The 25,732-nt window shown below is 66.5% G+C and carries 25 protein-coding genes; 20 read left to right on the top strand and 5 right to left on the bottom strand.

Going from position 1 to position 25,732, the window contains the following annotated elements; genetic code table 11:
* Window positions 1-7 precede the first annotated feature (7 nt).
* On the top strand, window positions 8-1,300 hold the full coding sequence (locus J2P76_RS01730; protein ID WP_207404072.1) for an aspartate carbamoyltransferase: 1,293 nt from the start codon (window positions 8-10) through the stop codon (window positions 1,298-1,300).
* Window positions 1,301-1,333: 33 nt separating this feature from the next.
* Here the strand turns inward: J2P76_RS01730 and J2P76_RS01725 are convergent, their stop codons facing one another.
* Window positions 1,334-2,233, bottom strand: coding sequence for a recombination-associated protein RdgC (locus J2P76_RS01725; protein WP_207409080.1), 900 nt, complete (start codon window positions 2,231-2,233; stop codon window positions 1,334-1,336).
* A 152-nt stretch (window positions 2,234-2,385) separates the two neighbouring features.
* Between J2P76_RS01725 and J2P76_RS01720 the strand changes: the two genes are divergently transcribed.
* On the top strand, window positions 2,386-2,604 hold the full coding sequence (locus tag J2P76_RS01720) for a hypothetical protein (protein WP_207404071.1): 219 nt from the start codon (window positions 2,386-2,388) through the stop codon (window positions 2,602-2,604).
* A 313-nt stretch (window positions 2,605-2,917) separates the two neighbouring features.
* Here J2P76_RS01720 and J2P76_RS01715 read toward each other — a convergent pair whose 3' ends face one another.
* The 3 genes from J2P76_RS01715 to J2P76_RS01705 form a co-directional block, all read right to left on the bottom strand.
* The gene (locus J2P76_RS01715) at window positions 2,918-4,594 is read right to left on the bottom strand and encodes an MFS transporter (RefSeq protein WP_207404070.1); all 1,677 of its coding nucleotides are present in this window, start codon (window positions 4,592-4,594) and stop codon (window positions 2,918-2,920) included.
* Window positions 4,595-4,780: 186 nt separating this feature from the next.
* Window positions 4,781-6,295, bottom strand: a complete 1,515-nt coding sequence (locus tag J2P76_RS01710) for a sensor histidine kinase (protein ID WP_207404068.1) — start codon at window positions 6,293-6,295, stop codon at window positions 4,781-4,783.
* Window positions 6,273-6,962, bottom strand: coding sequence for a response regulator transcription factor (locus J2P76_RS01705; RefSeq protein WP_207409079.1), 690 nt, complete (start codon window positions 6,960-6,962; stop codon window positions 6,273-6,275). Before J2P76_RS01705 ends, J2P76_RS01710 begins: the two co-directional genes overlap by 23 nt.
* A gap of 232 nt (window positions 6,963-7,194) precedes the next feature.
* Here J2P76_RS01705 and recA point away from each other — a divergent pair, with 232 nt between their 5' ends.
* Window positions 7,195-8,268 carry a recombinase RecA gene (recA, locus tag J2P76_RS01700; RefSeq protein ID WP_207404066.1) on the top strand — a complete coding sequence of 358 codons (1,074 nt, stop codon included), beginning with the start codon at window positions 7,195-7,197 and terminating at the stop codon, window positions 8,266-8,268.
* On the top strand, window positions 8,265-8,825 hold the full coding sequence (recX, locus tag J2P76_RS01695; RefSeq protein WP_207404064.1) for a recombination regulator RecX: 561 nt from the start codon (window positions 8,265-8,267) through the stop codon (window positions 8,823-8,825). Before recA ends, recX begins: the two co-directional genes overlap by 4 nt.
* 15 nt (window positions 8,826-8,840) lie before the next feature.
* On the opposite strand, the gene J2P76_RS01690 is transcribed toward recX, so the two are convergent.
* Window positions 8,841-9,761, bottom strand: a complete 921-nt coding sequence (locus J2P76_RS01690; RefSeq protein WP_207404062.1) for a LysR family transcriptional regulator — start codon at window positions 9,759-9,761, stop codon at window positions 8,841-8,843.
* A gap of 160 nt (window positions 9,762-9,921) precedes the next feature.
* Between J2P76_RS01690 and metE the strand changes: the two genes are divergently transcribed.
* From metE to J2P76_RS01610, 16 genes are all read left to right on the top strand, one after another.
* Window positions 9,922-12,216 carry a 5-methyltetrahydropteroyltriglutamate--homocysteine S-methyltransferase gene (metE, locus tag J2P76_RS01685; protein WP_207404061.1) on the top strand — a complete coding sequence of 765 codons (2,295 nt, stop codon included), beginning with the start codon at window positions 9,922-9,924 and terminating at the stop codon, window positions 12,214-12,216.
* 128 nt (window positions 12,217-12,344) lie between these two features.
* Complete coding sequence (locus J2P76_RS01680) at window positions 12,345-12,944, top strand: DUF2889 domain-containing protein (protein WP_207404060.1); 600 nt, start codon at window positions 12,345-12,347, stop codon at window positions 12,942-12,944.
* A gap of 10 nt (window positions 12,945-12,954) precedes the next feature.
* Window positions 12,955-14,115: an ADP-forming succinate--CoA ligase subunit beta gene (gene sucC / locus J2P76_RS01675; protein WP_207404059.1), complete on the top strand. Its 1,161-nt coding sequence runs from the start codon at window positions 12,955-12,957 to the stop codon at window positions 14,113-14,115.
* Window positions 14,116-14,133: 18 nt separating this feature from the next.
* Complete coding sequence (gene sucD / locus J2P76_RS01670; protein ID WP_207404058.1) at window positions 14,134-15,015, top strand: succinate--CoA ligase subunit alpha; 882 nt, start codon at window positions 14,134-14,136, stop codon at window positions 15,013-15,015.
* Between the two features lie 251 nt (window positions 15,016-15,266).
* Window positions 15,267-15,974, top strand: coding sequence for a TerC family protein (locus tag J2P76_RS01665; protein ID WP_207404057.1), 708 nt, complete (start codon window positions 15,267-15,269; stop codon window positions 15,972-15,974).
* 122 nt (window positions 15,975-16,096) lie between these two features.
* Complete coding sequence (locus J2P76_RS01660) at window positions 16,097-16,816, top strand: YjbE family putative metal transport protein (protein ID WP_207404056.1); 720 nt, start codon at window positions 16,097-16,099, stop codon at window positions 16,814-16,816.
* Between the two features lie 108 nt (window positions 16,817-16,924).
* On the top strand, window positions 16,925-17,866 hold the full coding sequence (hemC, locus tag J2P76_RS01655; protein WP_207404055.1) for a hydroxymethylbilane synthase: 942 nt from the start codon (window positions 16,925-16,927) through the stop codon (window positions 17,864-17,866).
* Window positions 17,867-17,913: 47 nt separating this feature from the next.
* Window positions 17,914-18,705 (top strand): uroporphyrinogen-III synthase, encoded by a 792-nt coding sequence (locus J2P76_RS01650; protein WP_207404054.1) that lies wholly within the window; start codon window positions 17,914-17,916, stop codon window positions 18,703-18,705.
* A 38-nt stretch (window positions 18,706-18,743) separates the two neighbouring features.
* Entirely contained in the window at window positions 18,744-19,955 is a 1,212-nt protein-coding gene (locus J2P76_RS01645) for a uroporphyrinogen-III C-methyltransferase (protein WP_207404053.1), read from the top strand.
* Between the two features lie 3 nt (window positions 19,956-19,958).
* Window positions 19,959-21,572, top strand: a complete 1,614-nt coding sequence (locus J2P76_RS01640; RefSeq protein WP_207404051.1) for a heme biosynthesis HemY N-terminal domain-containing protein — start codon at window positions 19,959-19,961, stop codon at window positions 21,570-21,572.
* Between the two features lie 3 nt (window positions 21,573-21,575).
* The gene (gene ppa / locus J2P76_RS01635; protein WP_207404049.1) at window positions 21,576-22,106 is read left to right on the top strand and encodes an inorganic diphosphatase; all 531 of its coding nucleotides are present in this window, start codon (window positions 21,576-21,578) and stop codon (window positions 22,104-22,106) included.
* A 298-nt stretch (window positions 22,107-22,404) separates the two neighbouring features.
* The gene (locus J2P76_RS01630) at window positions 22,405-23,100 is read left to right on the top strand and encodes a fumarylacetoacetate hydrolase family protein (RefSeq protein ID WP_207404048.1); all 696 of its coding nucleotides are present in this window, start codon (window positions 22,405-22,407) and stop codon (window positions 23,098-23,100) included.
* Window positions 23,101-23,128: 28 nt separating this feature from the next.
* On the top strand, window positions 23,129-23,260 hold the full coding sequence (locus tag J2P76_RS01625; RefSeq protein WP_207404047.1) for an entericidin A/B family lipoprotein: 132 nt from the start codon (window positions 23,129-23,131) through the stop codon (window positions 23,258-23,260).
* Window positions 23,261-23,434: 174 nt separating this feature from the next.
* A complete protein-coding gene (locus tag J2P76_RS01620) occupies window positions 23,435-23,692 on the top strand; it encodes a hypothetical protein (protein ID WP_207404046.1) in 258 nt (85 codons plus the stop codon).
* Window positions 23,689-25,101, top strand: a complete 1,413-nt coding sequence (locus tag J2P76_RS01615) for a pilus assembly protein TadG-related protein (RefSeq protein ID WP_207404045.1) — start codon at window positions 23,689-23,691, stop codon at window positions 25,099-25,101. The genes J2P76_RS01620 and J2P76_RS01615 overlap by 4 nt, the downstream gene beginning before the upstream one ends.
* On the top strand, window positions 25,098-25,730 hold the full coding sequence (locus J2P76_RS01610; protein WP_207404044.1) for a hypothetical protein: 633 nt from the start codon (window positions 25,098-25,100) through the stop codon (window positions 25,728-25,730). Before J2P76_RS01615 ends, J2P76_RS01610 begins: the two co-directional genes overlap by 4 nt.
* The last annotated feature ends 2 nt before the right edge of the window (window positions 25,731-25,732 follow it).

Raw genomic sequence — 25,732 nt, 5'->3', positions numbered from 1 at the left:
GCCCGCCATGTCTATTTCCCAGCAAGCTTTCCTGCGCGATGCCATGCGTCGCCTGAACCTCACGCGCGACGTGTTCGCCACGCGCATCGGCGTCAAGCGGCGCGCCCTGGATACCTGGCTGCTGCCCGAGGGCTCGCAGGAATTCCGTGCCATGCCCGAAGTGGTGGAGCGCTTCGTCAGCGAAATTGTCCAGAACGGGGCCTTGCTTGAAAAATATACGCAAAGCGCACAGGTAGGCCCGCTGCGGGACCGCATCGCGGTGGATGGCAAGCACCAATTGATCTCGGTCGATCAATTCACGCGTGAATCCGTCGAAGACCTGTTCCGCGTGGCCGACCTGATGCAGCCCATTGCCCGCCGGCAGAAAGTGTCGCGCGTGCTGGAAGGCGCGGTGCTCGGAAATCTGTTCTTCGAGGCCAGCACGCGCACGCGCGTCAGCTTCGGCTCGGCCTTTTGCCGCCTGGGCGGGGCGGTGTGCGACACCACCGGCTTCACGTTTTCATCCATGGCCAAGGGCGAGTCCATTTACGATACCAGCCGCGTCATGAGCGGCTATGTCGATGCGATGGTGGTGCGTCACCCCGACCAGGGCTCGGTGGCCGAGTTTGCGCAGGCCACGAATATTCCGGTGGTCAACGGCGGCGATGGCCCCGGCGAACACCCCAGCCAGGCGCTGCTCGACCTGTACACGATCCTGACCGAGTTCTCGCGGCTGGGCAAGCTGCTCGATGGCGCGCACATCGCCATGGTGGGCGACCTGAAATACGGCCGCACCGTGCATTCGCTGATCAAGCTGCTGGCGCTGTACAAGGGCATCAAGTTCACGCTGATCTCGCCGCGCGGGCTCGAAATGCCCACCTACATCATCGAGCAGGCCAGCCGCAACGGCAACGTCATCGAGCAGAAAAGCTCACTGGCCGACGGCCTGGCGGGCGCCGATGTCATTTACGCGACGCGAGTGCAGAAAGAACGCTTCGCCAACGAAGAAAGCGAAGGCTATACGCCCGATTTCCAGATCAGCCGCGCCATTATCGACGCGCATTGCGGGCCCGATACCATCGTCATGCACCCGCTGCCGCGCGACAGCCGCCCGGGCGCCAACGACCTGAGCACCGATCTCAATGACGATCCGCGCCTGGCGATCTTCCGCCAGACCGACAACGGCATTCCCATCCGCATGGCGATCTTCGCCGTGCTGCTGGGCGTGGAAGGGCTGGTGCAGCATTCGATGCGCGACGTGACATGGAAGCACCCGTCGCACGTGGGCCCCGACGATTCCATTTTCCACGGCCTGGATTGAACCGGTTGCGGGCGGCGCCATGCCGCCCGCGGCTCAGATGCGCTTTTCGCCGCCCAGCGCTTCGGTCAGCCCGGCCAGCAGCTTGGCCAGCTCGCCGGTCATGAGCGCCATGTCGGAGTCGAATTTCTCGTCGTCGTTCTGCATGACGGCGTCGTTGCCTTCTTTCAGCACGTCCAGCGGCGCCACGCGCTTGACGTCCAGGGATTCGGTCAACACGAACGACACGCGGTCGGACCAGGTCATGGCCAGCCGGGTGCATTGCTTGCCCGACTGGATATGGCGCCGGACGTCGTCGGCATCGATCGAGTGCTTGACATAGCGGATGGCCGCGCGGCTTTCGCCCGAGGCCCGCAGTTCGGTGTCCTGGTCGATGCTGAAATTGGCGGGGGCTTCGTCGGCCGCCAGCCAGCCGGTCATGGCGGCCGCGGGCGATTGCGCCACATACAGGTTTTCCAGGGGCAGCGGATCGATGGTCTTGACCAGCAGGCCGATGACTTCGTCGGCCTTGGCGGAGGCGGCCGCGTCCACGACCAGCCAATGGTTCACCGGATCGATCCAGACGCGCGTGTCGCGATAGATGCTGAAGGCCTTGGGCAGCAGCTCGTCGGTGACGCGCTCTTTGATTTCTTTCATCTGCTTGCGGCCGGGCTTGTAGCCCTGCTGCTCTTCGATTTCCTGCGCGCGCGCGCGGGCCACCTGATTGACCACCGTGGCCGGCAGCAGCTTCTTTTCGGCGCGCAGGCTCAGCAGGATCTGCTGGTTCACGGTATGCGACAGGGCCGCATTTTCGCGCGGCGAAACCCAGCCCAGGCTTTGCATTTCGAGGTTGTTGCCGGCCTGGTAGGCGTGCCGGGCCAGGCTTTCTTCAAGCTGCTCGCCGGTTAGCGTCCACGGCGCAGAGAGTCGGTATATCTTGAGATTCTTGAACCACATGGCGTCGGGCAAAAGGGTTGATTCTATACGAGTGCCGGCCACATGGCGCCCCATGTGGTTCCCTCATTGACACGACACGTTCTGTCACGGACAGTGCGCAGGTGTTCCGGTATCTTCCGGCGCATCGTCATTCACCAGAAAAGGATACAACGATGAAACCGGCGACTATCGTAGGAATCGTGCTGATCGCCCTGGGCGCGGCAGCGCTCGTCTACAAGGGCTTCAACTACACCAGCGAAGAAACCGTGCTGCAGATCGGTTCGGTCAAGGCCACGGCCGAAACCGAGAAGTCGGTGGCGATCCCGGCTTGGGCGGGCGTTGCCGCCATCGTGGTGGGTGTGCTGGTCATCAGCCTCGGGCGCCGCCGCTGACCTGCCGTTGCCGCCAGGCAAAAAAAGGCCCGGCTTGAAAAAGCCGGGCCTGGCAGGGTCACACAATGTCACGCCATTAAAGGCTCGCGGGGGACGTGGCATTGGTGTCAGAGAACTGGCCCTGCGATTCCCGGACAGGGGATCAAACGTCCGAAAATGCAGTGCAAGACCGTGATCTGAGCTTGCAGTCTAATCCTGGCGGTCTGACAGGGTCCTGAATCGATCCGCCCGGCAAATGACGAAAAAAAAGCTCCCGAAGGAGCTTGAAGGGCCAGACAGGCGCAGCAGTCCTGCCTGGCGGGGGATGGTGCGGTCAGGCGTTGATGTCCACGTCTTTGGTTTCGCGCACGAACAGCGTGCCGATGACCAGTGTCATGACCGCGATGATGATCGGATACCACAAGCCGTCGTAGATGTTGCCCGTGGCCGCCACGATGGCGAAGGCCACCGGAGGCAGGAAGCCGCCGAACCAGCCGTTGCCGATGTGGTACGGCAGGCTCATCGAGGTGTAGCGGATGCGGGTGGGGAACATTTCGACCAGCATGGCGGCGATCGGGCCGTAGACCATGGTGACGTAGATCACCAGGATCGTCAGCAGCACCACCACCATGAACTTGTTCATTTGTGCCGGGTCGGCCTTGGCCGGATAGCCGTGGTCGCGGATGGCGGCGGTGAGCGAGGTTTTCAGTTCAGCGGCCTTGGCCTTGAATTCGGCCGGCGCCATGCCTGCGCCTTCGAACGAAGCGAACTCGTCGTTGCCGATCTTTACCTTGGCCACCGAGCCGGCGGGCGCGGGCTGGTTGGAATAGTTCACCGAATTCGCCGCCAGGAACGACTTGACCACGTCGCACGAACTGGTGAACGACGAGGTGCCCACCGGGTTGAACTGGAACGAGCAGGTGGCCGGATCGGCGATGACCGTGACCGGCGCCGTGGCCTGGGCCTTTTCGAGCGCCGGGTTGGCGAAGTGGGTCAGGCCCTGGAACAGCGGGAAGTAGGTCAGCGCGGCGATCAGGCAGCCGGCCATGATGATGGGCTTGCGGCCGATACGGTCGGACAGCGAGCCGAACACCAGGAAGAACGGCGTGCCGATCAGGAGCGCCAGCGCGATCATGATGTTGGCGGTATTGGAGTCGACCTGCAGGGTCTTGGTCAGGAAGAACAGGGCGTAGAACTGGCCCGTGTACCACACCACCGCCTGGCCGGCGGTCAGGCCGAGCAGGGCGATGATCACGACCTTCAGGTTCTTCCATTGGGCGAAGGACTCGGTCAGCGGCGCCTTCGAGCCGCGGCCTTCTTCCTTCATGCGCTTGAACGTGGGCGATTCGTTGAGCTGCAGCCGGATCCATACCGAGATGCCCAGCAGCACCACCGAGATCAGGAACGGGATGCGCCAGCCCCAGTCGCGGAATGCTTCTTCGCTCATGGCGGCGCGCACGCCCATGATGACCAGCAGCGACAGGAACAGGCCCAGCGTGGCGGTAGTCTGGATCCAGGCCGTGTAGGCCCCGCGGCGGCCCTGCGGCGCGTGTTCGGCCACGTAGGTGGCCGCGCCGCCGTATTCACCGCCCAGCGCCAGGCCTTGCAACAGGCGCAGCCCGATCAGGATTGCCGGCGCGGCGATGCCGATGCTGGCATAGCTGGGCAGCACGCCCACCAGGAAGGTGGACAGGCCCATGATCACGATCGTGACCAGGAATGTGTACTTGCGCCCGACCAGGTCGCCCAGCCGGCCGAACACCAGGGCGCCGAAGGGGCGCACGGCGAAGCCGGCGGCAAAGGCCAGCAGCGCGAAAATGAATGCTGCGGTGGGGTTCACCCCCGAGAAAAAGTGGCCCGCGATAATCGCGGCCAGCGAGCCGTACAGGTAGAAGTCGTACCACTCGAAAACCGTGCCTAGCGACGACGCGAAGATCACGCGCCGTTCCTCCTTGGTCATCGGACGCGGACCCGTGGATGGGCTGCGGTCTGCCAGCGATGCTGTGCTCATGATGTCTCCTCGTTTCTGGGCCGGTGGTGATCCACCGTGCGGGCTCGCGCCGGATGGACCGGCGTCGGGCTACCTGCAAGGTAAAAAAGGAGACTGACGAGGTTCTGACGCGATACTTACTTGAATCTTAAATTTGAAACAAAAAGTATCTATCCGGGGGAAATATAGTGCGCCTCAGGGTATGTCCTAGGTCGCTTCCGAGGGCCAGGCCGTGCGTGTGTACAACGGAAATGTCACCTGGATGCAGGTTCCCGGCAACTGGGAATGCGCCGTGCCTTCCAGAATTTGCACCTGGGCGCGATGCTTCTGGGCGATTTCCCGCACGATGGCCAGGCCCAGGCCGCTGCCTTCGGCCTGGGTGCCCAGCACCCGGTAGAAGCGGTCGAACACCCGCTCGCGCTCTTCCGGCGCGATGCCGGGGCCGGAGTCTTCCACTTCCAGGATCGCGTGCGTGGCCGTGGCGCGCACCCGCACGGTGATGTGCCCGCCGGGCGGCGTATAGCGCAGCGCATTGTCGACCAGGTTGTTGAGCAGTTCGGCCAGCAGGAGGCCATTGCCGGCAATCCGCACCGGCGTGTCGGCGGTTTCGAAGCCCAGGTCGGTGTTCAGGGCCAGCGCCTGGGGCACCCACAGCATGGTCTGCTCGTAGCCCACGGCATTGAGATCGGTGGGCGCCAGGTCGGCCGAGTGCGGGTTTTCGGCGCGGGCCAGCAGCAGCAACTGGTTGACCAGGCGGGTGGCGCGTTCGGAACCCATGACCAGCTGGCGCAGGCTGGACTGCATTTCGTCGGGGCTGGCATCGCGCAGCGCCAGTTCGGCCTGGGTGCGCAGCCCCGCCAGCGGGGTTTTCAACTGGTGCGCGGCATCGGCCACGAAGCGCCGCTGCGCCTGCACGTTGGCCGACAGGCGGTCGAGCAGTTCGTTCATGGCGCCCACCAGCGGCGCGATCTCGGACGGCGCGGCCCGTTCGTCGATGGGCGACAGGTCGTCGGGCCGCCGCGCCCGCAGGCGCTGCTGCAGGGCATTGAGCGGGGCCACGCCCCGCGACAGGCCGAACCACACCAGCAGCACCGCCACCGGCAGCACGACGAACTGCGGGATGATCACCCCCTTGATGATGTCGTTGGCCAGTTCGGTGCGCCTTTCCATGGTCTCGGCCACCACCAGCAGGACAGGCTGGGTCTGAGGGATGTGCAGGTCGATCCAGGTGTAGGCCAGCCGCACGCCGAAGCCGCGCAGGGTGTCGTCGGCGTACAGGACGGTGCCGGGCTGGGGTTGCCCCAGGTCGGGCGGCAGGGGCAGGGCGCGGTCGCCGCCCAGGTATTCGCCATGGCTGCCCAGCGCCAGCCAGAACACGCTGTCGGTTTCGTCCGGGCGCAGCACGTCGCGCACGGATTCGCTCATGTGCAGCACGGCGCGGCCGTCCTGGGCATGGACGTAGCGCGACAGCACATGCAGGTTGTTGGCCAGCGCGCGGTCGTAGGGCACGTTGGCGATGTTCTGCGCCACCACGTAGGTAATGGCCACGCTCATGGGCCATAGCAGGAACAGCGGCGCCAGCATCCAGTCGAGGATTTCGCCCAGCAGCGACCGCTGGGGCGGCGCGAAGCTGGGGCCCTTGGCCCCGCCGCGCATGGCGTCCAGGGCTTCCTGGTTCAGCTTTTCGTGCGCGGCCGGCTCAGTGCGAGAGATAGCCGGCACCCTGGTCCCGTTCAAGGCAGTAGCCCAGCCCGCGCACCGTGATGATCTTGACCCCGCTGGGTTCGAGCTTCTTGCGCAGGCGATGCACGTAGACCTCGATGGCGTTGGTGCTGACTTCCTCGCCCCATTCGCACAGGTGGTCGACCAGCTGCGTCTTGCTGACCATGCGGCCGCTGCGGGTCAGCAGGATTTCCAGCAGGCTGACCTCGCGCGCGGAAAGGTCGAGCGTCTGGTCGTCGACCAGGGCCACGCGGCCGGTCTGGTCGAACACCAGCCGGCCATGGCGCAGCAGGGTGGCGCCGCCCCCGGCGCCGCGCCGCGTCAGGGCCCGCACCCGGGCTTCCAGCTCGGACAGGGCAAAGGGTTTGGCCATGTAGTCGTCGGCGCCCAGGTCCAGGCCCTTGACGCGCTGCTCGACACTGTCGGCCGCGGTCAGGATCAGCACGGGCAGCAGCGAGTTGCGCGCCCGCAGGCGCCGCAGCACTTCCAGCCCTGCCAGTTGCGGCAGGCCGAGGTCTAGAATGAGCAGGTCGAAAGCCTGGGCGGCCAGGGCGGAATCGGCGGCCGCGCCGTCGCGGACGGCGTCGACAGCATAGCCATTGTGGCGCAACGAGCGGGACAGGCCGTCGGCCAGGATGCTGTCGTCTTCGGCGATGAGAATGCGCATGCGTAGGAAAAGCGGGGCGATGGCCAGGGGGCGCCGGCCGGTGCGGGCATTCTGGCACAGCCCGGGGGGCTTGCCCACCCAGGGAATCCCTGGAGAAAAACTGGCATACTGGATTTATATCCAGTATAATCCGATGCCATAATCGCCGCTGCCGGCACTGGTGACACAACCAAGGTTGACACAACCGGGCCGCCGCACCGCACACGAATTCACCCACGGGACACCACACCACATGAACGACAAATCCAGCAAGGCAGCCACATCGGAAAAGGCCAAGGCGCTGGCCGCCGCGCTTTCGCAAATCGAAAAGCAGTTCGGCAAGGGCTCGATCATGCGCTACGGCGACAACGAGGTCGAGCACGATATCCAGGTCGTGTCCACCGGCTCGCTGGGGCTCGACATCGCACTGGGTGTCGGCGGCCTGCCGCGGGGCCGCGTGGTCGAGATCTACGGCCCCGAATCCTCGGGCAAGACCACGCTTACCCTGCAGGTCATTGCCGAAATGCAGAAAATCGGCGGCACCTGCGCCTTCGTCGACGCCGAACACGCGCTCGACGTGCAATACGCGGCCAAGCTGGGCGTCAACCTCACCGACCTGCTCATCTCGCAGCCCGACACCGGCGAACAGGCCCTTGAAATCACCGATGCCCTGGTGCGTTCGGGCTCGGTCGACCTCATCGTCATCGACTCGGTGGCCGCCCTGGTGCCCAAGGCCGAAATCGAAGGCGAAATGGGCGATTCCCTGCCGGGCCTGCAGGCCCGCCTGATGAGCCAGGCGCTGCGCAAGCTGACCGCCACCATCAAGCGCACCAATTGCATGGTCATCTTCATCAACCAGATCCGCATGAAGATCGGCGTCATGTTCGGCAGCCCCGAAACCACCACCGGCGGCAACGCCCTGAAGTTCTACTCGTCGGTGCGCCTGGACATCCGCCGCATCGGCTCCATCAAAAAGGGCGAAGAGGTCGTGGGCAATGAAACCCGCGTCAAGGTCGTCAAGAACAAGGTCTCGCCCCCGTTCAAGCAGGCCGAATTCGACATCATGTACGGGTCGGGCATTTCGCGCGAAGGTGAAATCATCGACCTGGGCGTGCAGGCCGGCGTGGTCGACAAGTCCGGCGCCTGGTACAGCTACAGCGGCACCCGCATCGGCCAGGGCAAGGACAACGTACGCGAGTACCTGAAAGAACACCCCGAGCTCTCCGTCGAAATCGAGAACAAGGTGCGCGAGAACCAGGGCATCGTCAGCCGTGCGGCCACCTTCCCCGCCAGCGAGGCCGAGGCCGAAGACGACGGCCAGGCATGATCCGCAACAAGCCCGGCACGACAGGCACTTCGCGTAGCGCATCTCCTGCGCGACGCGGGCCGGGCAGTCGCGAAGCCGACGACGGCGGTTTCGAAACCGTGGGCAAGCCCGCGCCGCGCGGGCCCTCGCTGAAGGCGCGCGCGGTGGGCTATCTGTCCCGCCGCGAATACGCGCGCAATGAACTTGCGCGCAAGCTGCAGCCCTACACGGACGAAGGCACCGACCTTGACGCCGTGCTCGACGCGCTGGAAAAAGAGGGCTGGCTGTCCACCGAGCGGTTCGCGCAAAGCCTGGTGCACCGCCGCGCCGCGCGCCAGGGTACGGCCCGCATCGTCCAGGAACTACGCCAGCACGGCGTTGCCGATGACCAAGTGGCCCAGTTGCGCGACGGCCTGCGCGCCACCGAATACCAGCGGGCCCTGGAAGTCTGGCGCAAGCGCTACGGCACCAAGCCCGCCGACCGGCCCGAATACGCCAGGCAGGCGCGCTTTCTGGCCAGCCGTGGTTTTGCCCACGACGTCATCCGGCGCCTGCTGGGCGACGAGCACGACGACTGAATCCGCGCCGCGGCCTCAGGCTTTGGCCGAGCGTATGCCGTCCAGCGTCTTGAAGCACACCTCGCGCGCAATCGCCAGAAAATCCCCCACATACGAGGCATCGGTATCCTCGCTGCGCACGGCGGCATACAGCGTGCGCCATACGCCGTGCGTGCCCAGGTGGCACAGTTTCAGCCAACCCGGCTGCAGATATTCTGTCAGCGCCCAGTTGGGCAGGGCCGCCACGCCGCGGTTGCTGGCAACCAGCTGGGCAATGATGGGGGTCAGTTCGGCCTTGCGCACCGCGGCCGGTTCGACACCCGCGGGGTCCAGGAACGCGGTGAACACGTCCAGCCGCTGCCGGTCCACCGGATAGGTAATCAGCGTCTGGTCGGCCAATTGCTCGGGCTCGATGTGCCGCAGCGCCGCCAGGGGGTGCGAGCCGGCCACCGCCAGCACCAGCTCGTACTTGAACAGCGGCAGATATTCCACGGCTTCCAGCCGCAGCGGATCGGACGTGATCACCAGATCCAGGTCGCCGCGCACCAGCGCCGGCAGCGGGGCGAACGAGAAGGCGGCCGACAGGTCCAGTGCCACGTCGGGCCATTGCGCGCGAAAGGCATCCAGGGCCGGCATCAGCCACTGAAAGCACGAGTGGCATTCGATGGCCAGGTGCAGCCGCCCCGTGCGGCCGGCGGCCAGCCTTTGCAGTTCGCGTTCGGTCGAGCGCAGGCGCGGCAGCACCTCATCGGCCAGCGCCAGCACCCGCAGTCCGGCGGTGGTCAGGCGAGCAGGGCGGGTGCGGCGGTTCAGCAGCGGCGTGCCCAGCCGGGTTTCCAGGTCGCGCAACTGGTGCGACAAGGCAGATTGGGTCAGGTGCAGGCGTTCGGCCGCTTCCTGCAAACTGCCGCCGTCGCGGATGGCGGACAGGGTTTCGAGATGGCGGATTTCAAGCATGGCAGGCCTGCGGGAAAGCTGGCGCTCCCATCGTGGGCAGTGAGCGCCATTTATATGAATAGTTTTCAACAAATATATGTTGAGTTTGATTTTGCTGCAAGTTGAGTTGAGCGCAGAATAGCATCCGAGTTGAAGAATTTTGATTTTCTTGGATATCTATATGACTATTATTCATAATTTGGGGTTCCCGCGCATCGGCGCGCAGCGCGAACTGAAGCGGGCGGTCGAAGCGTACTGGGCAGGCAGGCAAACGGCCGCCGAGCTGGAGCAGACCGGCCGCGACCTGCGCGCGGCCCACTGGCAGCGCCAGGCCGCCGCGGGGCTGCAGTGGGTGCCCGTGGGCGATTTCGCCTGGTACGACCATATTCTGGAATGGTCCACGCTGCTGGGCGCCGTGCCGGCGCGCTTCGGCCAGCCCGAGGGCCAGCCGGTCAGCCTGGACACCCTGTTCCGCATGGGCCGCGGCCGCGCGCCCACCGGGACGCCCACGGCGGCCTGCGAGATGACCAAGTGGTTCGATACCAACTACCACTACATCGTGCCCGAGCTGGTGCCGGGCCAGACATTCCGCATCGCCCGCGAATACCTGTTCGATCAGGTGCGGGAAGCGCAGGCGCTGGGCCACCAGGTCAAGCCGGTGATTCCCGGTCCGCTGACCTGGCTGTGGCAGGGCAAGGGCGATGCCTACGCCGCGGGGGCCGGCGATGTCGCCAAACTGCAACTGCTGGATGCGCTGTTGCCGGTGTACGCCGAAGTGCTGGCGCGCCTGGCACGCCTGGGCGTGCAATGGGTGCAGATCGACGAGCCTATCCTGGCGCTCGACGTGCCGCAGGCCTGGCGCGACGCTTTCCGCGCGGTGTACGCCCGCCTGGCCGACGCGCCCGTCAAGCTGCTGCTGGCCACGTATTTTGGCGGCCTGAAAGACAATCTGGCCACCGCACTGGCCTTGCCGGTGGCCGGCCTGCACGTGGATCTGGTCCGCGCGCCGGGCCAGCTGCAGGACGTAGCCGCGGGACTGCGGCCCGACCAGGTGCTGTCGGCCGGCATGATCGATGGCCGCAATATCTGGCGCACCGACCTGGACGCGGCCCTGGCCGCGCTGGCGCCCGCCCGGCAGCAACTTGGCGAACGCCTGTGGCTGGCGCCGTCGTGCTCGCTGCTGCATGTGCCGGTCGACCTGGCGGGCGAAACCGACCTGGACGCCGAACTGAAGAGCTGGCTGTCGTTTGCCGCGCAAAAACTGGACGAGCTCGGCCTGCTGGGCCGGGCGCTGGCCGATGCCAAGGCGCCTGCCGTGGGCGAGGCACTGGCGGCCCAGCGGGCCGCTCTGCAGGCGCGCCGCCAGTCGGCGCGCATCCATAATCCGGCGGTGGGCCGCCGCATGGCCGAATCGGCCACGGTAACGCGCGACCGCGCCCCGTTCGCCGAACGCATCGCCCGCCAGCAGCAGGTGCTGAACCTGCCGGCGTTTCCCACCACTACCATCGGTTCGTTCCCGCAGACCGCCGAAATCCGCGCGCTGCGGCGCGACTGGAAGTCGGGCGCCCTGAGCGACTCGGCCTACGAGGCGGCGATTCGCAAGGAAATCGAGGCGGTCATCCGCTTCCAGGAAAAAATCGGCCTGGACGTGCTGGTGCACGGCGAGCCCGAGCGCAATGACATGGTCGAATATTTCGGCGAACTGCTGGCCGGCTTTGCCTTCACCCGTAATGGCTGGGTGCAGAGCTACGGATCGCGCTGCGTCAAGCCGCCCATCATTTTCGGCGACGTGGCGCGCCCGGCGCCCATGACTGTCGGCTGGTCGTCATATGCCCAGTCGCTGACCGACAAGCCGGTCAAGGGCATGCTGACCGGGCCGGTCACCATCCTGCAGTGGTCGTTCGTGCGCGACGACCAGCCGCGCGCGCAGACCTGCCGCCAGCTGGCGCTGGCCCTGCGCGACGAAGTGGTCGACCTGGAGCAGGCCGGCGTGCGCGTCATCCAGATCGACGAACCCGCCATCCGCGAAGGCCTGCCGCTGCGCCGCGACGACTGGCAGGCGTACCTGGACTGGGCGGTGGATTGCTTCCGGCTTTCCACCGCCGGGGTGGCGGCCGATACGCAGATCCACACCCATATGTGCTATTCGGAATTCAATGACATCATCGAATCCATCGCGGCGATGGATGCCGATGTCATCACGATCGAGACGTCGCGCTCGAACATGGAGCTGCTGAAGGCTTTTGAAGACTTCCGCTATCCGAACGACATCGGCCCGGGCGTCTACGATATCCACTCGCCCAACGTGCCCGATGTGGACTGGATGGTGGGCCTGATGCGCAAGGCTGCCGCCCGGCTGCCCAGCGAGCGCCTGTGGGTAAATCCTGACTGCGGGCTGAAAACCCGCGCCTGGCCTGAAACCGAGGCCGCGCTGGTGGGCATGGTCGGCGCGGCGCGCGCCCTGCGGGCCGCCTGACCGTCTCGTTCCGCCGCCGCCCGCCCGCGCGGGCGGCGCGCCCCGGCCCGCGACGCGCGCCGGGGGCCTGCGCTATACTTCCCAGGATTTGCTGCTTTGCGTCAAATGTCCTGAAACGCAGGCCATCCATGCCCTTGCCACCGCCGAAAGTCTCTCGCCAACCGCTGCATACGCGTTCCATACGCGTGCAGTCCTACGGGCGCGACGACGGGCTGTGGGATCTCGAAGCCGAACTCATCGACGTCAAGGCCTACGACTTCCCCAAGCACAACGGCGATATCTTCCGGGCGGGCCGCCCCATCCACCACATGCACTTGCGCATCACCATCGATGAAGCGTTCAACATTGTGGCGGCCCAGGCGGTCTATGACGCGGCGCCCTACGAACAGCAATGCTCGGCCATCGAAGCCTCGTACACGGGGCTGATCGGCATGAACCTGCTCAAGGGGTTTCGGCGCCAGGTCAAAGAGCGCTTTGGCCATACCGCGGGCTGTACCCACATGACCGAACTGTCGCAGGTGCTGCCCACCGCGGCGGTGCAGACCATGGCCAACCGCCGGCGCCAGAACAGCAATCCGGACCTGCGTCCATTCCAGCTGGACGGCTGTCATGCCCTGCGCACCGACGGCCCGGTGGTGCTTGAGCACTATCCCAAGTGGTACACCGGGGATAGCGCTGAAGCGGCGGACGCGCTATCCGACTCCCCCTCTTTTTCACATTCGTCCTGACAGGTAACACATGAAAATCCACGAGTATCAAGGCAAGGAACTGCTGAAGCAATTTGGCGTGCCCGTGCCGCGCGGGATCCCCGCTTTTTCCGTCGACGAGGCCGTGGCTGCCGCTGAAAAGCTGGGTGGGCCGGTATGGGTCGTGAAGGCGCAAATCCACGCGGGCGGCCGCGGCAAGGGCGGCGGCGTGAAGCTGGCCCGTTCGCTCGACGACGTCCGCAAGCTGGCCTCTGAAATCCTGGGCATGCAGCTGGTCACGCACCAGACCGGCCCCGAAGGCCAGAAGGTCAAGCGCCTGTACATCGAAGACGGCGCCGACATCCAGAAAGAATACTACGTGTCGCTGGTTACCGATCGCGCCACGCAGAAGGTCGCCATCATCGCGTCCAGCGAAGGCGGCATGGACATCGAGGAAGTCGCCCACTCGACGCCCGAGAAAATCATCACCGAATACATCGATCCGCTCACCGGCCTGGAAGCCGGCCAGGCCAAGAAGGTGGCCGAGGCCATCGGCCTCGAGGGCGGTTCCGCCGACCAGGCCGCCGACGTGTTCCAGAAGCTGTACAAGTGCTACATGGACACCGATGCCTCGCTGGTGGAAATCAACCCCCTGAACCGCGACAGCAAGGGCAACATCATCGCCCTGGACGCCAAGTTCAACTTCGATTCCAACGCGCTGTTCCGCCACCCCGAGATCGTGGCCTACCGCGACCTCGACGAAGAAGACCCGGCTGAAATCGAAGCCAGCAAGTTCGATCTGGCCTACATCCAGCTCGACGGCAACATCGGCTGCCTGGTCAACGGCGCCGGCCTGGCCATGGCCACCATGGACACCATCAAGCTGTTCGGCGGCGAGCCGGCCAACTTCCTGGACGTCGGCGGCGGCGCCACGGCCGAGAAGGTCACCGAGGCCTTCAAGATCATGCTCAAGAACAAGGGCGTGAAGGCCATCCTGGTCAACATCTTCGGCGGCATCATGCGCTGCGACGTCATCGCCGAAGGCGTGATCACCGCGTGCAAGGCCGTCAACCTGAACGTGCCGCTGGTTGTCCGGATGAAGGGCACCAACGAAGAACTGGGCAAGAAAATGCTGGCCGACTCGGGGCTGCCCATCATCAGCGCCGACACCATGGCCGAAGCGGCCACCCGCGTCGTAGCCGCCGTCAAATAAATTGCCAAGGATTCACAAATGTCGATTCTGATCAACAAGGACACCAAAGTCATCACCCAGGGCATCACGGGCAAGACGGGCCAGTTCCACACCCGCATGTGCCGTGAATATGCCAATGGCAAGGCCGCCTTCGTGGCCGGCGTGCACCCCAAGAAGGCCGGCGAGGACTTCGAAGGCGTGCCCATCTTCGGCAGCGTGCAAGACGCCAAGGCCAAGACCGGCGCCACCGTCTCGGTGATCTACGTGCCGCCCGCCGGCGCCGCCGCCGCCATCTGGGAAGCCGTCGAGGCCGAGCTGGACTTGGTCATCTGCATTACCGAAGGCATCCCGGTGCGCGACATGCTGGAAGTCAAGAACCGCATGAAGGCCAAGAACAGCAAGACCCTGCTGCTGGGCCCGAACTGCCCCGGCCTGATCACCCCCGATGAAATCAAGATCGGCATCATGCCCGGTCACATCCATCGCAAGGGCCGCATCGGCATCGTCAGCCGCTCGGGCACCCTGACGTACGAAGCCGTGGCGCAGGTCACCGAGCTCGGCCTGGGCCAGTCCAGCGCCGTGGGCATCGGCGGCGATCCCATCAACGGCCTGAAGCACGTCGACGTGCTCAAGCTGTTCAATGACGATCCCGACACCGACGCCGTCATCATGATCGGCGAAATCGGCGGTCCCGACGAAGTCAACGCCGCCCAGTGGGCCAAAGACAACATGAAGAAACCCGTGGTCGGCTTCATCGCCGGCGTCACGGCGCCTCCGGGCAAGCGCATGGGCCACGCCGGCGCGCTGATCTCGGGCGGCGCCGATACCGCCGACGCGAAGCTCGAAGTGATGGAAGCGTGCGGCATCCGCACCACGCGCAATCCGTCCGAAATGGGCAAGCTGCTGAAGTCCGTGCTGTAATCCGGTAGCGGACCTTGCCGAAAAAAGCCCGCTCCGGCGGGCTTTTTTCACGGACAGGAGCCGCATGCTGCCCGGCCGGGCCGCAAACTATAAAATAACGGCACCGGCACCCTGCGTACACTCACAAAAAACCGCCGGACGCCCACAAGGCGCTTCCGGCAACGGCCATCCAATATTGCTCGCGCACCCGTAATGGCCTGTACGTCCACATTTATTACTGACACCTAGGGGATCATCTAGGAAAGAGAGGAATGGAACTCACTTCAGCCGCATTCTGGATTGCCCTGCTGCAGATCATCTGGGTCAATATCCTGCTATCCGGCGACAACGCCGTGGTTATCGCGCTTGCCGCGCGCTCGCTGCCTCCCACGCAGCAGAAAAAGGCTATCGTGGTCGGCTCTGCCGCCGCGATTATCATGCGTATCATCCTGACCCTGGTCGCGGCCAAGCTGTTGCTGCTGCCCTGGTTGAAGCTGATCGGCGCATTGCTGCTGGTATACATCGGTGTGTCGCTGCTGTTGCCCGAAGGGGAAGACGATGGCGAGGGCAAGCACCATGGCAGCCTGCTGGCGGCCATCCGCACCATCATGATCGCCGACCTGGTCATGAGCCTGGACAACGTCGTGGCCGTGGCTGCTGCCGCCATGGGCGACACCACCCTGCTGGTGGTGGGCCTGGCCATCAGTATCCCGCTGGTCATCTTTGGCAGCACCCTGTTGCTCAAGGTCATTGAACGCTTTCCCGTCATCGTCTGGGTGGGGGCGGCGCTGCTGGGCTTCATTGCCGGTGAACTGCTGGTGGGCGATCCCGCACTGCAGGAACCGGTGGCCCGCATCGATACGGCGCTGGGCCTGACGCAACACCAATTGGCCCTGGTTGCGGGGGTAATCGGCGCCCTGGTCGTGCTGGCGCTTGGAAAAATTTTCCTGGCCCGCCAAAAGGTGCTGACGCAAAGCTGAACTACAATAGTAGATTCGACACGCAGGGTGGTGTGCCTCGCGCACGCCACCCGCGCCGGTGCGCGGCCGGCGTCATATTCCTGTGTTCTTGTCTTATTCGATAAATCCCCGGGGGGTCTAAAGTGCTTGAGTTTTTCCAGACGCTGAGTTGGGCGGCGGTGTTCCAGATTATTCTTATCGACATCCTGCTGGGTGGCGATAATGCTGTGGTCATCGCGCTCGCCTGCCGCAATCTGGCGCCCAAGCAACGCATGCAGGGCATTCTGTGGGGCACCGCCGGCGCCATCATCCTGCGCGTCGTGCTCATTGCCTTCGCCCTGACCCTGCTGGCCATTCCGTTCCTCAAGATCGTCGGTGCGCTGCTGCTGCTCTGGATCGGCATCAAGCTGCTCATTCCCGAAGACGACGGCCACGGCAACATCAAGGGCGGCACGTCCATTGCCTCGGCGGTCAAGACCATCATCGTGGCCGACTTCGTCATGAGCCTGGACAACGTCATCGCCATCGCGGGCGCGGCCCAGAACGCCCACGACGGCCACCAGATCGGCCTGGTCGCCTTCGGCCTGATCGTCAGCGTGCCCATCATCATCTGGGGCAGCACCCTGGTGCTCAAGCTCATCGACCGCTACCCGCTGGTCGTCACTTTCGGCGCGGGCCTGCTGGGCTGGATCGCCGGCGGCATGTTCATTACCGACGTGGTCGTGGTGAATCAATTCGGCGAACAGCCAAGTACGGTTAAAATCGCTGCCGAAGTCATCGGCGCACTGTTGGTCATTCTTGTGGGGCGGTGGCTGGCCAGCCGTAAGAATGCCTCCAAGGAATCCGCCCATGAGTCTGCGTAAAAGCGATAACCCCGAATCAGGCCTGAGCCTGCTGCAAGGCCTGCTGGTGCTGGCCATCCTGGGCGTCATCGCCTCGGTTGTCTTCGCCAGCCTGATCTGACGCAGTTCGTGTCCGTTCCGCAACGCCTCGTCATTGCCACCCGCGCGAGCCGGCTTGCCCTCTGGCAGGCCGAGCACGTGCGCGACCGCCTGCGCGCGCTGTATCCCGCCTGCGCCGTCGAATTGCTCACGCTTACCACCCGCGGCGACCAGATCCTCGATCGCACGCTGTCCAAGGTCGGCGGCAAGGGCCTGTTCGTCAAAGAACTCGAAACCGCCTTGCTCGACGGCCGCGCCGACCTGGCCGTGCATTCCCTGAAAGACGTCCCGGTCGACCTGCAGGCCCCGTTCGAGCTGTGCGCCGTCCTCGAACGCGCCGATCCGCGCGATGCGTTCGTATCCGGCCGGTACGCCGCGCTGGCCGACCTGCCGGCGGGCGCGGTCGTGGGCACCTCCAGCCTGCGGCGCGAATCCCAGATCCGCCAGCGCTATCCGCACCTGTCGGTCAAGCCGCTGCGCGGCAACCTGGATACCCGCCTGGGCAAGCTCGACCGCGGCGATTACGCCGCCATCGTGCTGGCCGCCGCCGGCCTGCAGCGCCTGGGCCTGGGCGACCGCATCCGCAGCCTGCTCGAACCCGAAGACAGCCTGCCGGCGGCCGGGCAGGGCGCCCTGGGCATCGAAATCCGCAACGACCGCAACGACCTGCGCGAATGGCTGGCGCCGCTGGCCTGCGCGCGCACCACGGCGTGCGTCGTGGCCGAACGCGCCGTGTCGCGCGTCCTGGGCGGGTCATGCCAGGTGCCCCTGGCCGCCTATGCCCAGCTCGACGGCGACAACCTGGCGCTGCGCGCCCTGGTGGCTTCGCCCGACGGTACCCGCGTCATCCGCAGCCAGCGCGCCGGCCCGGTCGAACAGGCCCTGGCCATCGGCCAGGCAGCCGCACAAGACTTGCTGTCCGGCGGCGCCGACGCCATCCTGGCCGAACTGCAAGACCCTCCCGCATCCTGAGCGCGCCGGCCGGCCGCCACCGATCCGGGCCGTCAACAGGAGTGCCCATGTCGCGCATCGCCATCCTGACCCGGCCCGACGGCCGCAACGAAGCGCTGGCGCGCGCGCTGCGCGCCGCCGGCTGGCAGGCGCTGGAGCTGCCGGCGCTCGAAATCCAGCCCTTGCCCGTGCAGCCGGCCCAATTGCCGCTGCCGCAAGACCATGACCTGGTCGTCTTCGTCAGCGGCAACGCCGCGCGCCTGTACATTGCGCAACTGCGCGACGTAGCCGGCCAGGCCGCCTGGCCGCTTGCCACGGCGGCGGCAACGGTGGGGCCCGCCAGCGCGCGCGCCCTGCGCGAGCTGCCCGGCTTTGGCGCAGATACAACAGTGCTGTGCCCGCCGCCCGAGGCGCCCACCCATGATTCCGAAGCCCTGTGGGCAGTCTTGTGCGCACGCGGCCCGCTGCCGCGCCGGGTTCTGCTGGTGCGCGGCACCCAGGGGCGCGACTGGCTGGCCGAACAACTCGAGGCCGCCGGCGTGCAGGTGCTGCGGCATGCCGTGTACCGGCGGCAGCCCGCGCCCTGGTCCGCGGCGGCCGCGCGGCAGCTGCACGACTGGGCCGGGCAGGGCGCCCAGGCCACCTGGCTGCTGACCAGCGGCGAAGGCATGGCCGCCGTGCAGGCGCAGGTGCGGCAGCAGGGGCTGCAGGACTGGTGGGGCGCATCCCGCTGCATCGTCACGCATCCCGCGCTGGCCCGCCGCCTGCAGCAGGACGCGGGTGGCGATGTGCCGGCCCCGATGGTAAAAGTCTGCTTGCCAGTCGATGAAGCGATCCTCGCCGCTTTTGTTGCGGCTTGATTCGAAGTTTTGGCTTTTCACCGAATACAATCGCGTCTATGACAAACCAGACCTCCGCTACCGAATCGGCCGCCTCCGCGGCAGCCCCGGGCAAAGGCACGCCCGCCTCGCCGCCGCCCGGCGCGCCCAAGGCCAAGAAGGCCAGGCAGTCTTCCAGCGCGGTCGGCACCCTGACCGCGGCGCTGGTCATCGTGCTGCTGCTGGCAGTGGGGCTGAGCTGGGCGCTGTGGCTGCAGCGCAAGCAATTCCTGGCGGCCGGGCACGAGGTCGCCACGCGCCTGGATGCCCTCGAACAATCCGCCGCGCAAAGCCGCAAAGAGGCGCGCGAGGCGCTGGCCCTGGCGCAGGCCCAGGCTGGCCGCGTGGCCGAGCTGCAAGACCAGGCCCAGGAAGCCAAAAGCCGCTACGACGACTTGCAGCAGGCCTGGCAAACCTTCAGCGGCGGCGCCAGCGACGAACTGCTGGCCAACGACATCGAACGCCTGCTCGTTCTGGCCAATCAGCAACTGCGGCTGGCCGGCAACGTGAACAACGCCATCGTCGCCCTGGAAACCGCCCAGTCGCGCCTGGCGCACGCCGACCGTCCGCGCTTTGCCAGCTTGCAGCAAAGCATCAACGGCGACCTCGACCGCCTGCGCGCCGTGGCCACCATCGATATCCCCGCCCAGTCCAGCCGCATCGACCGCCTGGCCGGCCTGGTGTCCAAGGCGCCCATGCTGGTGCCCGACGCCGCGGCGCCTGACGGCACCACTGGCGCCAATAGCGCCGCGGCTGTCGGTGCGGCGCCCGTGCCGGCCGATGCCGATCCGCGCGCCGGGCTGCCGGCCGACGCGGCCTGGTGGCAGGTGTGGCGCGCCGAGATCGCCTCCTGGCCGGGGCGGGCCGGCAGCGCGCTGGCCCATGAATTGGGCGACCTGATCAGCATCCAGCGCGTCGACCAGCCGGCCGCCCTGATGCTGTCGGCCGAGCAGGTCGGGCAGGCGCGCGCGGCCTTGCGCCAGCGCCTGATGACGGCGCAACTGGCCATGCTGATGCGCCAGCCCGAAGTCTGGAAAAACGAACTCGATAACGTCGTCAGCGCGCTGCGCACGTATTACGACGTGCGCTCGCCCGATACGCAGGCCGCGCTGCGCCTGGCCGAAGACCTGGCGCAGACCGACATCGCCGTGCGCCTGCCCGACGTCAGCGACAGCCTGGCTGGCGTGGCCGCGCTGCGCGCCGCCGGCTTCGACGCGAACCAACAGGACTGACGCATGCGTACCTGGTTCTGGACTCTGCTGCTTGCCGTCGTCGCTGTTGCATTGGCTGTCGTCTTGCGCAGCCATGCGGGCAATGTCATGGTGCTGGTGTGGCCGTGGCGCATCGAGCTGTCGCTGACGCTGGCCGTGCTGCTGGTGCTGGCGCTGTTCGTGGCGCTGTATGTGGGCCTGCGGGTGCTGGCCTGGCTGCTTGCCATTCCCGACCGCATGCGCGCATGGCGCGGCCAGCGCGCCCAGGCGCGCGACCACGAACTGCTCGAACGCGGCTGGACCGGCCTGCTGGAGGGCCGTTTCGCCCACGCCGAAAAAGATCTGACCAAGCTGCTCGAGCAGACCCGCGTGCCCAGCCGGCGCGTGCTGGCGGCCTTGTCCGCGGCGCGCGCCGCGCATGGCCTGGGCGAGTTCGACCGGCGCGATCGCCTGCTCGATTCGGCGCGCGAACACGCCAACGGCAATGCCGGCCTGCAAGAGGCCATCGCCACGGTATCGGCCGACCAGCTGCTCGACCAGGGCAGGGCGCAAGACGCCCTGACCGTGCTGGCGCCGCTGCAGGATGGCGGCGTGCGCCACCTGCATACCATGCGGCTGCTGCTGCGCGCCGAAGCCGCCCTGAACCACCACGACCGTGTGTTCACCCTGGCGCGCGGCCTGCTGCGCCGCAATGCGCTGTCCAAGACCGAGGCCGAACATCTTATCGATACCGCGGGCGCCGCCCGCCTGCGCGCAGCGGCGGCTTCCGGCACCGACGCCTGGCGCGCCGTCTGGAAAGACCTGAAAAGCGACGAACGCACGCTGCCCGAGATCGCCCTGGCCGGCGCCACCGCCTTCGAGGCCGCGGGCGAACCGGCCGATGCCGCGCGCGTGCTCGAAGCCGCCGTGCCGGTGCATTTCACGCCGTCGCTGGTGGCGGCCTATGCGCGTTGCGATGCCGACCAGGTGCCGCGCCGCCTGGCCAAGGCCGAAGGCTGGCTGCAAAAGCGTCCGGCCGACGCCAGCCTGCTGGCCGCGCTGGGCATGCTGTGCCTGAACGGCCAATTGTGGGGCCAGGCCGAACGCTACCTGCAGCGCAGCCTGGGCTTCCGCAACGATTCCCACACCCATGCCCTGCTGGGCAGCCTGTACGACCGCCTGGACCGCCCGGCCGATGCCGTGCGCCACTGGCGCCTGGCCACCGCCGCCAGCATGGCCCTGCCCGTGCTGGCCACCGACCAGGCCCTGCCGGCCGCCGAAACCGACGCCGATCCGCTGCACCTGGATGCCGAAGGCGAGTATTCCGCTTACCCACCAGAGTCCGGCCCGTCTTCCGGCGTGCCCGTTTATACGGCCGAGCCGCCGCCGCAAGCCGTGCCGGCAGACTACGTGCTCGACCCCGATGCCCGCGCGGCCGACCGCGAGCACAGCGCTGCGGCCGAGCCCGAGCCGCCGGCGGCGCCTCCCGCCCGGTCCGCCATCGACATCGAAGACTACTTCGACAGCGCGCCGATCCCCGTGGCGGCGTTCGATGTGCCGGTGCCCACTTACGGCACCCAGGCGCCCAAGGCGCCGGCCGACGCCGCGTCCAGGCCGGACGACGACGACCCCCATTCTCTTCCAAACAAGCAAGGTTGAATCATGAGCCTCGATCGCGTGTCGTCCGGCAAGAAGCTGCCGGAAGACTTCAATGTCATCATCGAAATTCCCATGAACGCCGATCCGGTGAAGTACGAGGTCGACAAAGACACCGGCGCCGTGTTCGTCGATCGCTTCATGCTGACCGCCATGCACTATCCGTGCAACTACGGCTACATCCCGCAAACCCTGTCCGATGACGGCGACCCGGCCGACGTGCTGGTGGTCACGCCGTTCCCCATCCAGGTGGGCGCCGTGGTGCGCTGCCGCGCGCTGGGCGTGCTGGAAATGGACGACGAGGCAGGCGGCGACGCCAAGCTGCTGGCCGTGCCGGTCGACAAGCTGTACCCGCCTTACCGCAACATCAAGTCGTACGAAGACCTGCCCGCCGAAGACATCGGCCGCATCCAGCACTTCTTCGAACACTACAAAGACCTGGAAAAAGGCAAGTGGGTGAAGGTCAAGGGCTGGAAGGGCGTACAGGCCGCCCAGGAAGAAATCCTGCGTAGTGCCGAACGCTACAACAAGAGCTGAAGTGAAAGTTCCGCCCCCGAAGCGCTACGCGCTTTCCACTCAAGGGGGCGACGCTGGCGGACTGGCAAAGCCGGCTCCGCGGCGTCCCCGATCGGGCGGTATCTGCTTTCATCTCGGGCGGGTCGCGCAACGCGCGGGGAAATACTGACACCTTTCTGACTGCTTGCCATCTGGGCGCGATGCGCGGGGCGCGTGCCGCGGCCGGCGTGGGCTGCGCAAAAAAGGGATAAACTCGCGCATTGAATTTCCACACTGTGTGCCGGCCGCGCCGGCCTGCGTTCAACAAGGTCAAGCAAACATGGACTACGTTTTTCCTCCGTCGCCGCCCGTCGGATTGCCCGTGGCTGGAAGCAGCGCACTGTTCCCCGCGCGCCGTGTGTATTGTGTGGGGCGCAACTACGCCGAGCACGCCAAAGAAATGGGCTTCACCGGCCGCGAAGATCCCTTCTTCTTCTGCAAGCCGGCCGATGCCATCGTGCCGGTGGCCGATGGCCAGACCGGCAGCATTCCGTACCCGTCCAGGACCAGCAACCTGCACTACGAAATGGAGCTGGTCGTGGTGCTGGCCAAGGGCGGCAAAGACATCCCGGTCGAGCAGGCCAATGATTGCATCTGGGGCTACGCGCTGGGCCTGGACATGACCCGCCGGGACCTGCAGGGCGAAGCCAAGAAGCAGGGCCGCCCCTGGGAAGTGGGCAAGGCATTCGATTTTTCCGCGCCCCTGGGCCCCATCCACCCGCGCAGCGCGACAGGCACGCTCGAACGCGGCGCCATCTGGCTCGAGGTCAATGGCCAGCGCAAGCAGTCCAGCGATATCTCGCAAATGATCTGGAACATTCCCGAAAGCATCTCGTACCTGTCGAGCCTGTTCGAGCTGAAGGCAGGCGACCTGATCTTCACCGGCACCCCCGAAGGCGTGGGCGCGGTGGTGCAGGGCGATGTCATGACCGGTGGCGTCGAAGGCCTGGGCGAACTGCGCGTGCGCATCGCCTGATCATCGACTTTTCCCAGGAGCAAGAGTCATGCGTGGACGAGTCATGCTGATGGCGCTAATCGTTTTCGGTGTCGTGCTGCAAGGCTGCAATACCATGGCAGGCATGGGCAAGGACATGTCCGAAGCAGGGCATGCGATTACCACCGCCGCTGACAAATAAGGCCTGACGGCCAGTAGCGACAACGGCCCCCGCGGGGGCCGTTGTCGTTGGGGCGGCGCCGCGGCGGGCGCGCTTTCACCAGCGAGAGCATTTCGCCCACCTCGGCATCCGCGAATAGCCGGCGCATTTCTGCCGATTCAGACTACAGCCTCTGTTCACTGAAAAGGGGCTGACATGGTCCGGTGTGTTTCCCGCCAGCGCGGGCAAGGAATGACCGAGTACATCATCGTGGTGGCGCTGATCGCCGTGGCGGCCATCGCGGTTTATCAATTGTTCGGTCAGGTCGTGCGTTCGCAGACTGCCGCCATGGCGCGCGAACTGGCCGGCGAAGACGGCACCAGCGAAGCGCGCGCCGCGCAGTCTGCTGCCGGCAAGGCCGCTGCGCAAACCAAGGCGCGCACGCTCAAGTCATTCACTGGCAACGCCAAATGACATCCCTGGCGCGGCGCCGGCGGCGCGCGGCATCTGGGCAGGGCGGGCAAGCCCTGCCCATGGCCCTGGCATTGGCCGCGATTGGCGGCATGGGCCTGGTGGCGATGTACAACGTCGGCCAAACCGCCGCCGCGCGCGTGCGCCTTACCCATGCGGCCGATGCCGCGGCCTATAGCGGCGCCCTGCTGCAAGCGCGCGCCCTCAATCTGCTGGCCTATATCAACCGCGCGCAGGTGGCGCACCAGGTGGCCATGGCGCATCTGGTAACGCTGGCGTCCTGGGCGCAGTTCGGCCAGGCGCAGTCGCAGCAGCGTACACGGCGCAATCCGCCCGCCTCGCTGATCGGCGCCCTGTTCGGCACGGCGCCTGGTACGGCGTATGCGCGCGCCGCCGCCACCGGCGGTGCGGTGCCTGAACTGGCCAGCGCATTCCAGCAGCATGACCAAGCCGTCCACCAAGTGTTGCAGCAGGCATCGGCCGCGACGGTATCCTATTTGCACGATGCCCGGCTGCAGGCCATGCTGCGGGTGCTGCACGCGAACTATCCCGAACACTATTCCGCCCACAATGAGCACGCCGTCGCGCAAAGCGGGCCGCTGCGCCTGCTTGTGTCGCCCGGGCCGGCGGCAGGCTCCATCCAGCAATACGCGGGCAGCGCGCCGGCCCATCTGCGCGGCATGGTCGAGCTGGCGGCCTCTCGCTACGATTTCCTGCGTCCGCGCACCCTGACTCGCCGCAGCAACTGGATCGTGCACCGCAGCTGCCCCACGCGCCGCCACGAACTGCGCCGGCGCGGCGGCACCTGGCTAAGCGGCGATGGCCATTGGGGCGCCCTGGATACGCTGTCGTATCACGCGCTGCGCTCCAATCGCTGGATCGGCTGCTACTACCGCGAGTACGCGATGGGCTGGGGCCAGGGTGGCCAGCGCGCGCTGGCGGCGGATGAATACATCGACAAGCCGCCGCAGGATTTCTCGCAGCAGGATTTCTGGCGCTGGGTGCACGAGCACACCTCCTGGGACATCTTCTCGGGCCAGGGAAACCCCATGGCCAATTCTTATGCCGTGGCCGGCGGAGCGCGCTGGCGTGGCCGAGGGCTGCCTTCCTATCACGAGCTCGATGCAAAAGTGGCGGGCCAGCCCCTGCGTTTCGCCATCCAGGTCAGCCAGATGGCCGAAGCGCTGTCCACCACCGATGCCGCCAGCCAACTGGCCGCGCCCGCCGGGCGCTATGCCTACGCTGGCCTGCGGGCCGGCGAAGCCGTCACGGTCACCAGCGCCGCCGAAACTTATTTCTCGCCGCCATCTTCCGCCACCGGCCAAGCCGGGTTTCCCGGCCTGTTCCGCCCTTACTGGCAGGCGCGCCTGAGCGCCGTGGCGCCGGGCACGTCATTCGGAGACCTGCCATGAAACCCGGGCGGCTTCGCCGCGCATCACGCGGCCAGGCCAGCATCGAAGCCGTGCTGGCGTTGGCCCTGCTGGCTTTGTTCATGCACGGCATGGCCACGGTAGGGGCACTGCAAATGCAGGGCTTGCAGGCGGAACAACTGAGCCGGCATGCCGCCTTCGCGGCCGCCCGCGGCCAGGCCGACATCCCGCACTGGGACGGGGCCGCAATATCCGCCGCGCCCGCGCGCCATCTCGATGCCGGCATGCAGACAGGCGATGTCCGGGTCGCCGCGCTGGCGCGCGACTGGCTGCGCACCGGCACGCAGTTGCGCGTGGGGCAGGCCCGCGTGTACGCCAATCGCCGTCCGATTTTCGCGCGGCGCGACGAGCCTGCTGCCTTATTGTCGGTGCAGCGCCATACCGTGCTTGCCGAAAACGCCGGCCACGCCCACGGCGAGGCCGCCACCGTACAGCGCCTTGGGCTGTCGCCCCAGGGCTGGTCCGCCGCCGCGCAGCGGTCCCAGGCCGCCGCGCAAGCGCTGTATCGCCGCATGCAGCCGGTCGACGCGCCGTGGGGCAGGGGGCGCTGGTCCACCGACTGGCTGGCGCCCTGGGCCGATCTTGCCCCCATCGCTGCTACAGGACGTTGACG

Origin of the sequence: Bordetella petrii (genome assembly GCF_017356245.1) — a bacterium.
GTDB classification, from domain to species: Bacteria; Pseudomonadota; Gammaproteobacteria; order Burkholderiales; family Burkholderiaceae_B; genus Bordetella_A; species Bordetella_A petrii_D.
This window is presented reverse-complemented; position numbering and strand designations above follow the sequence as displayed.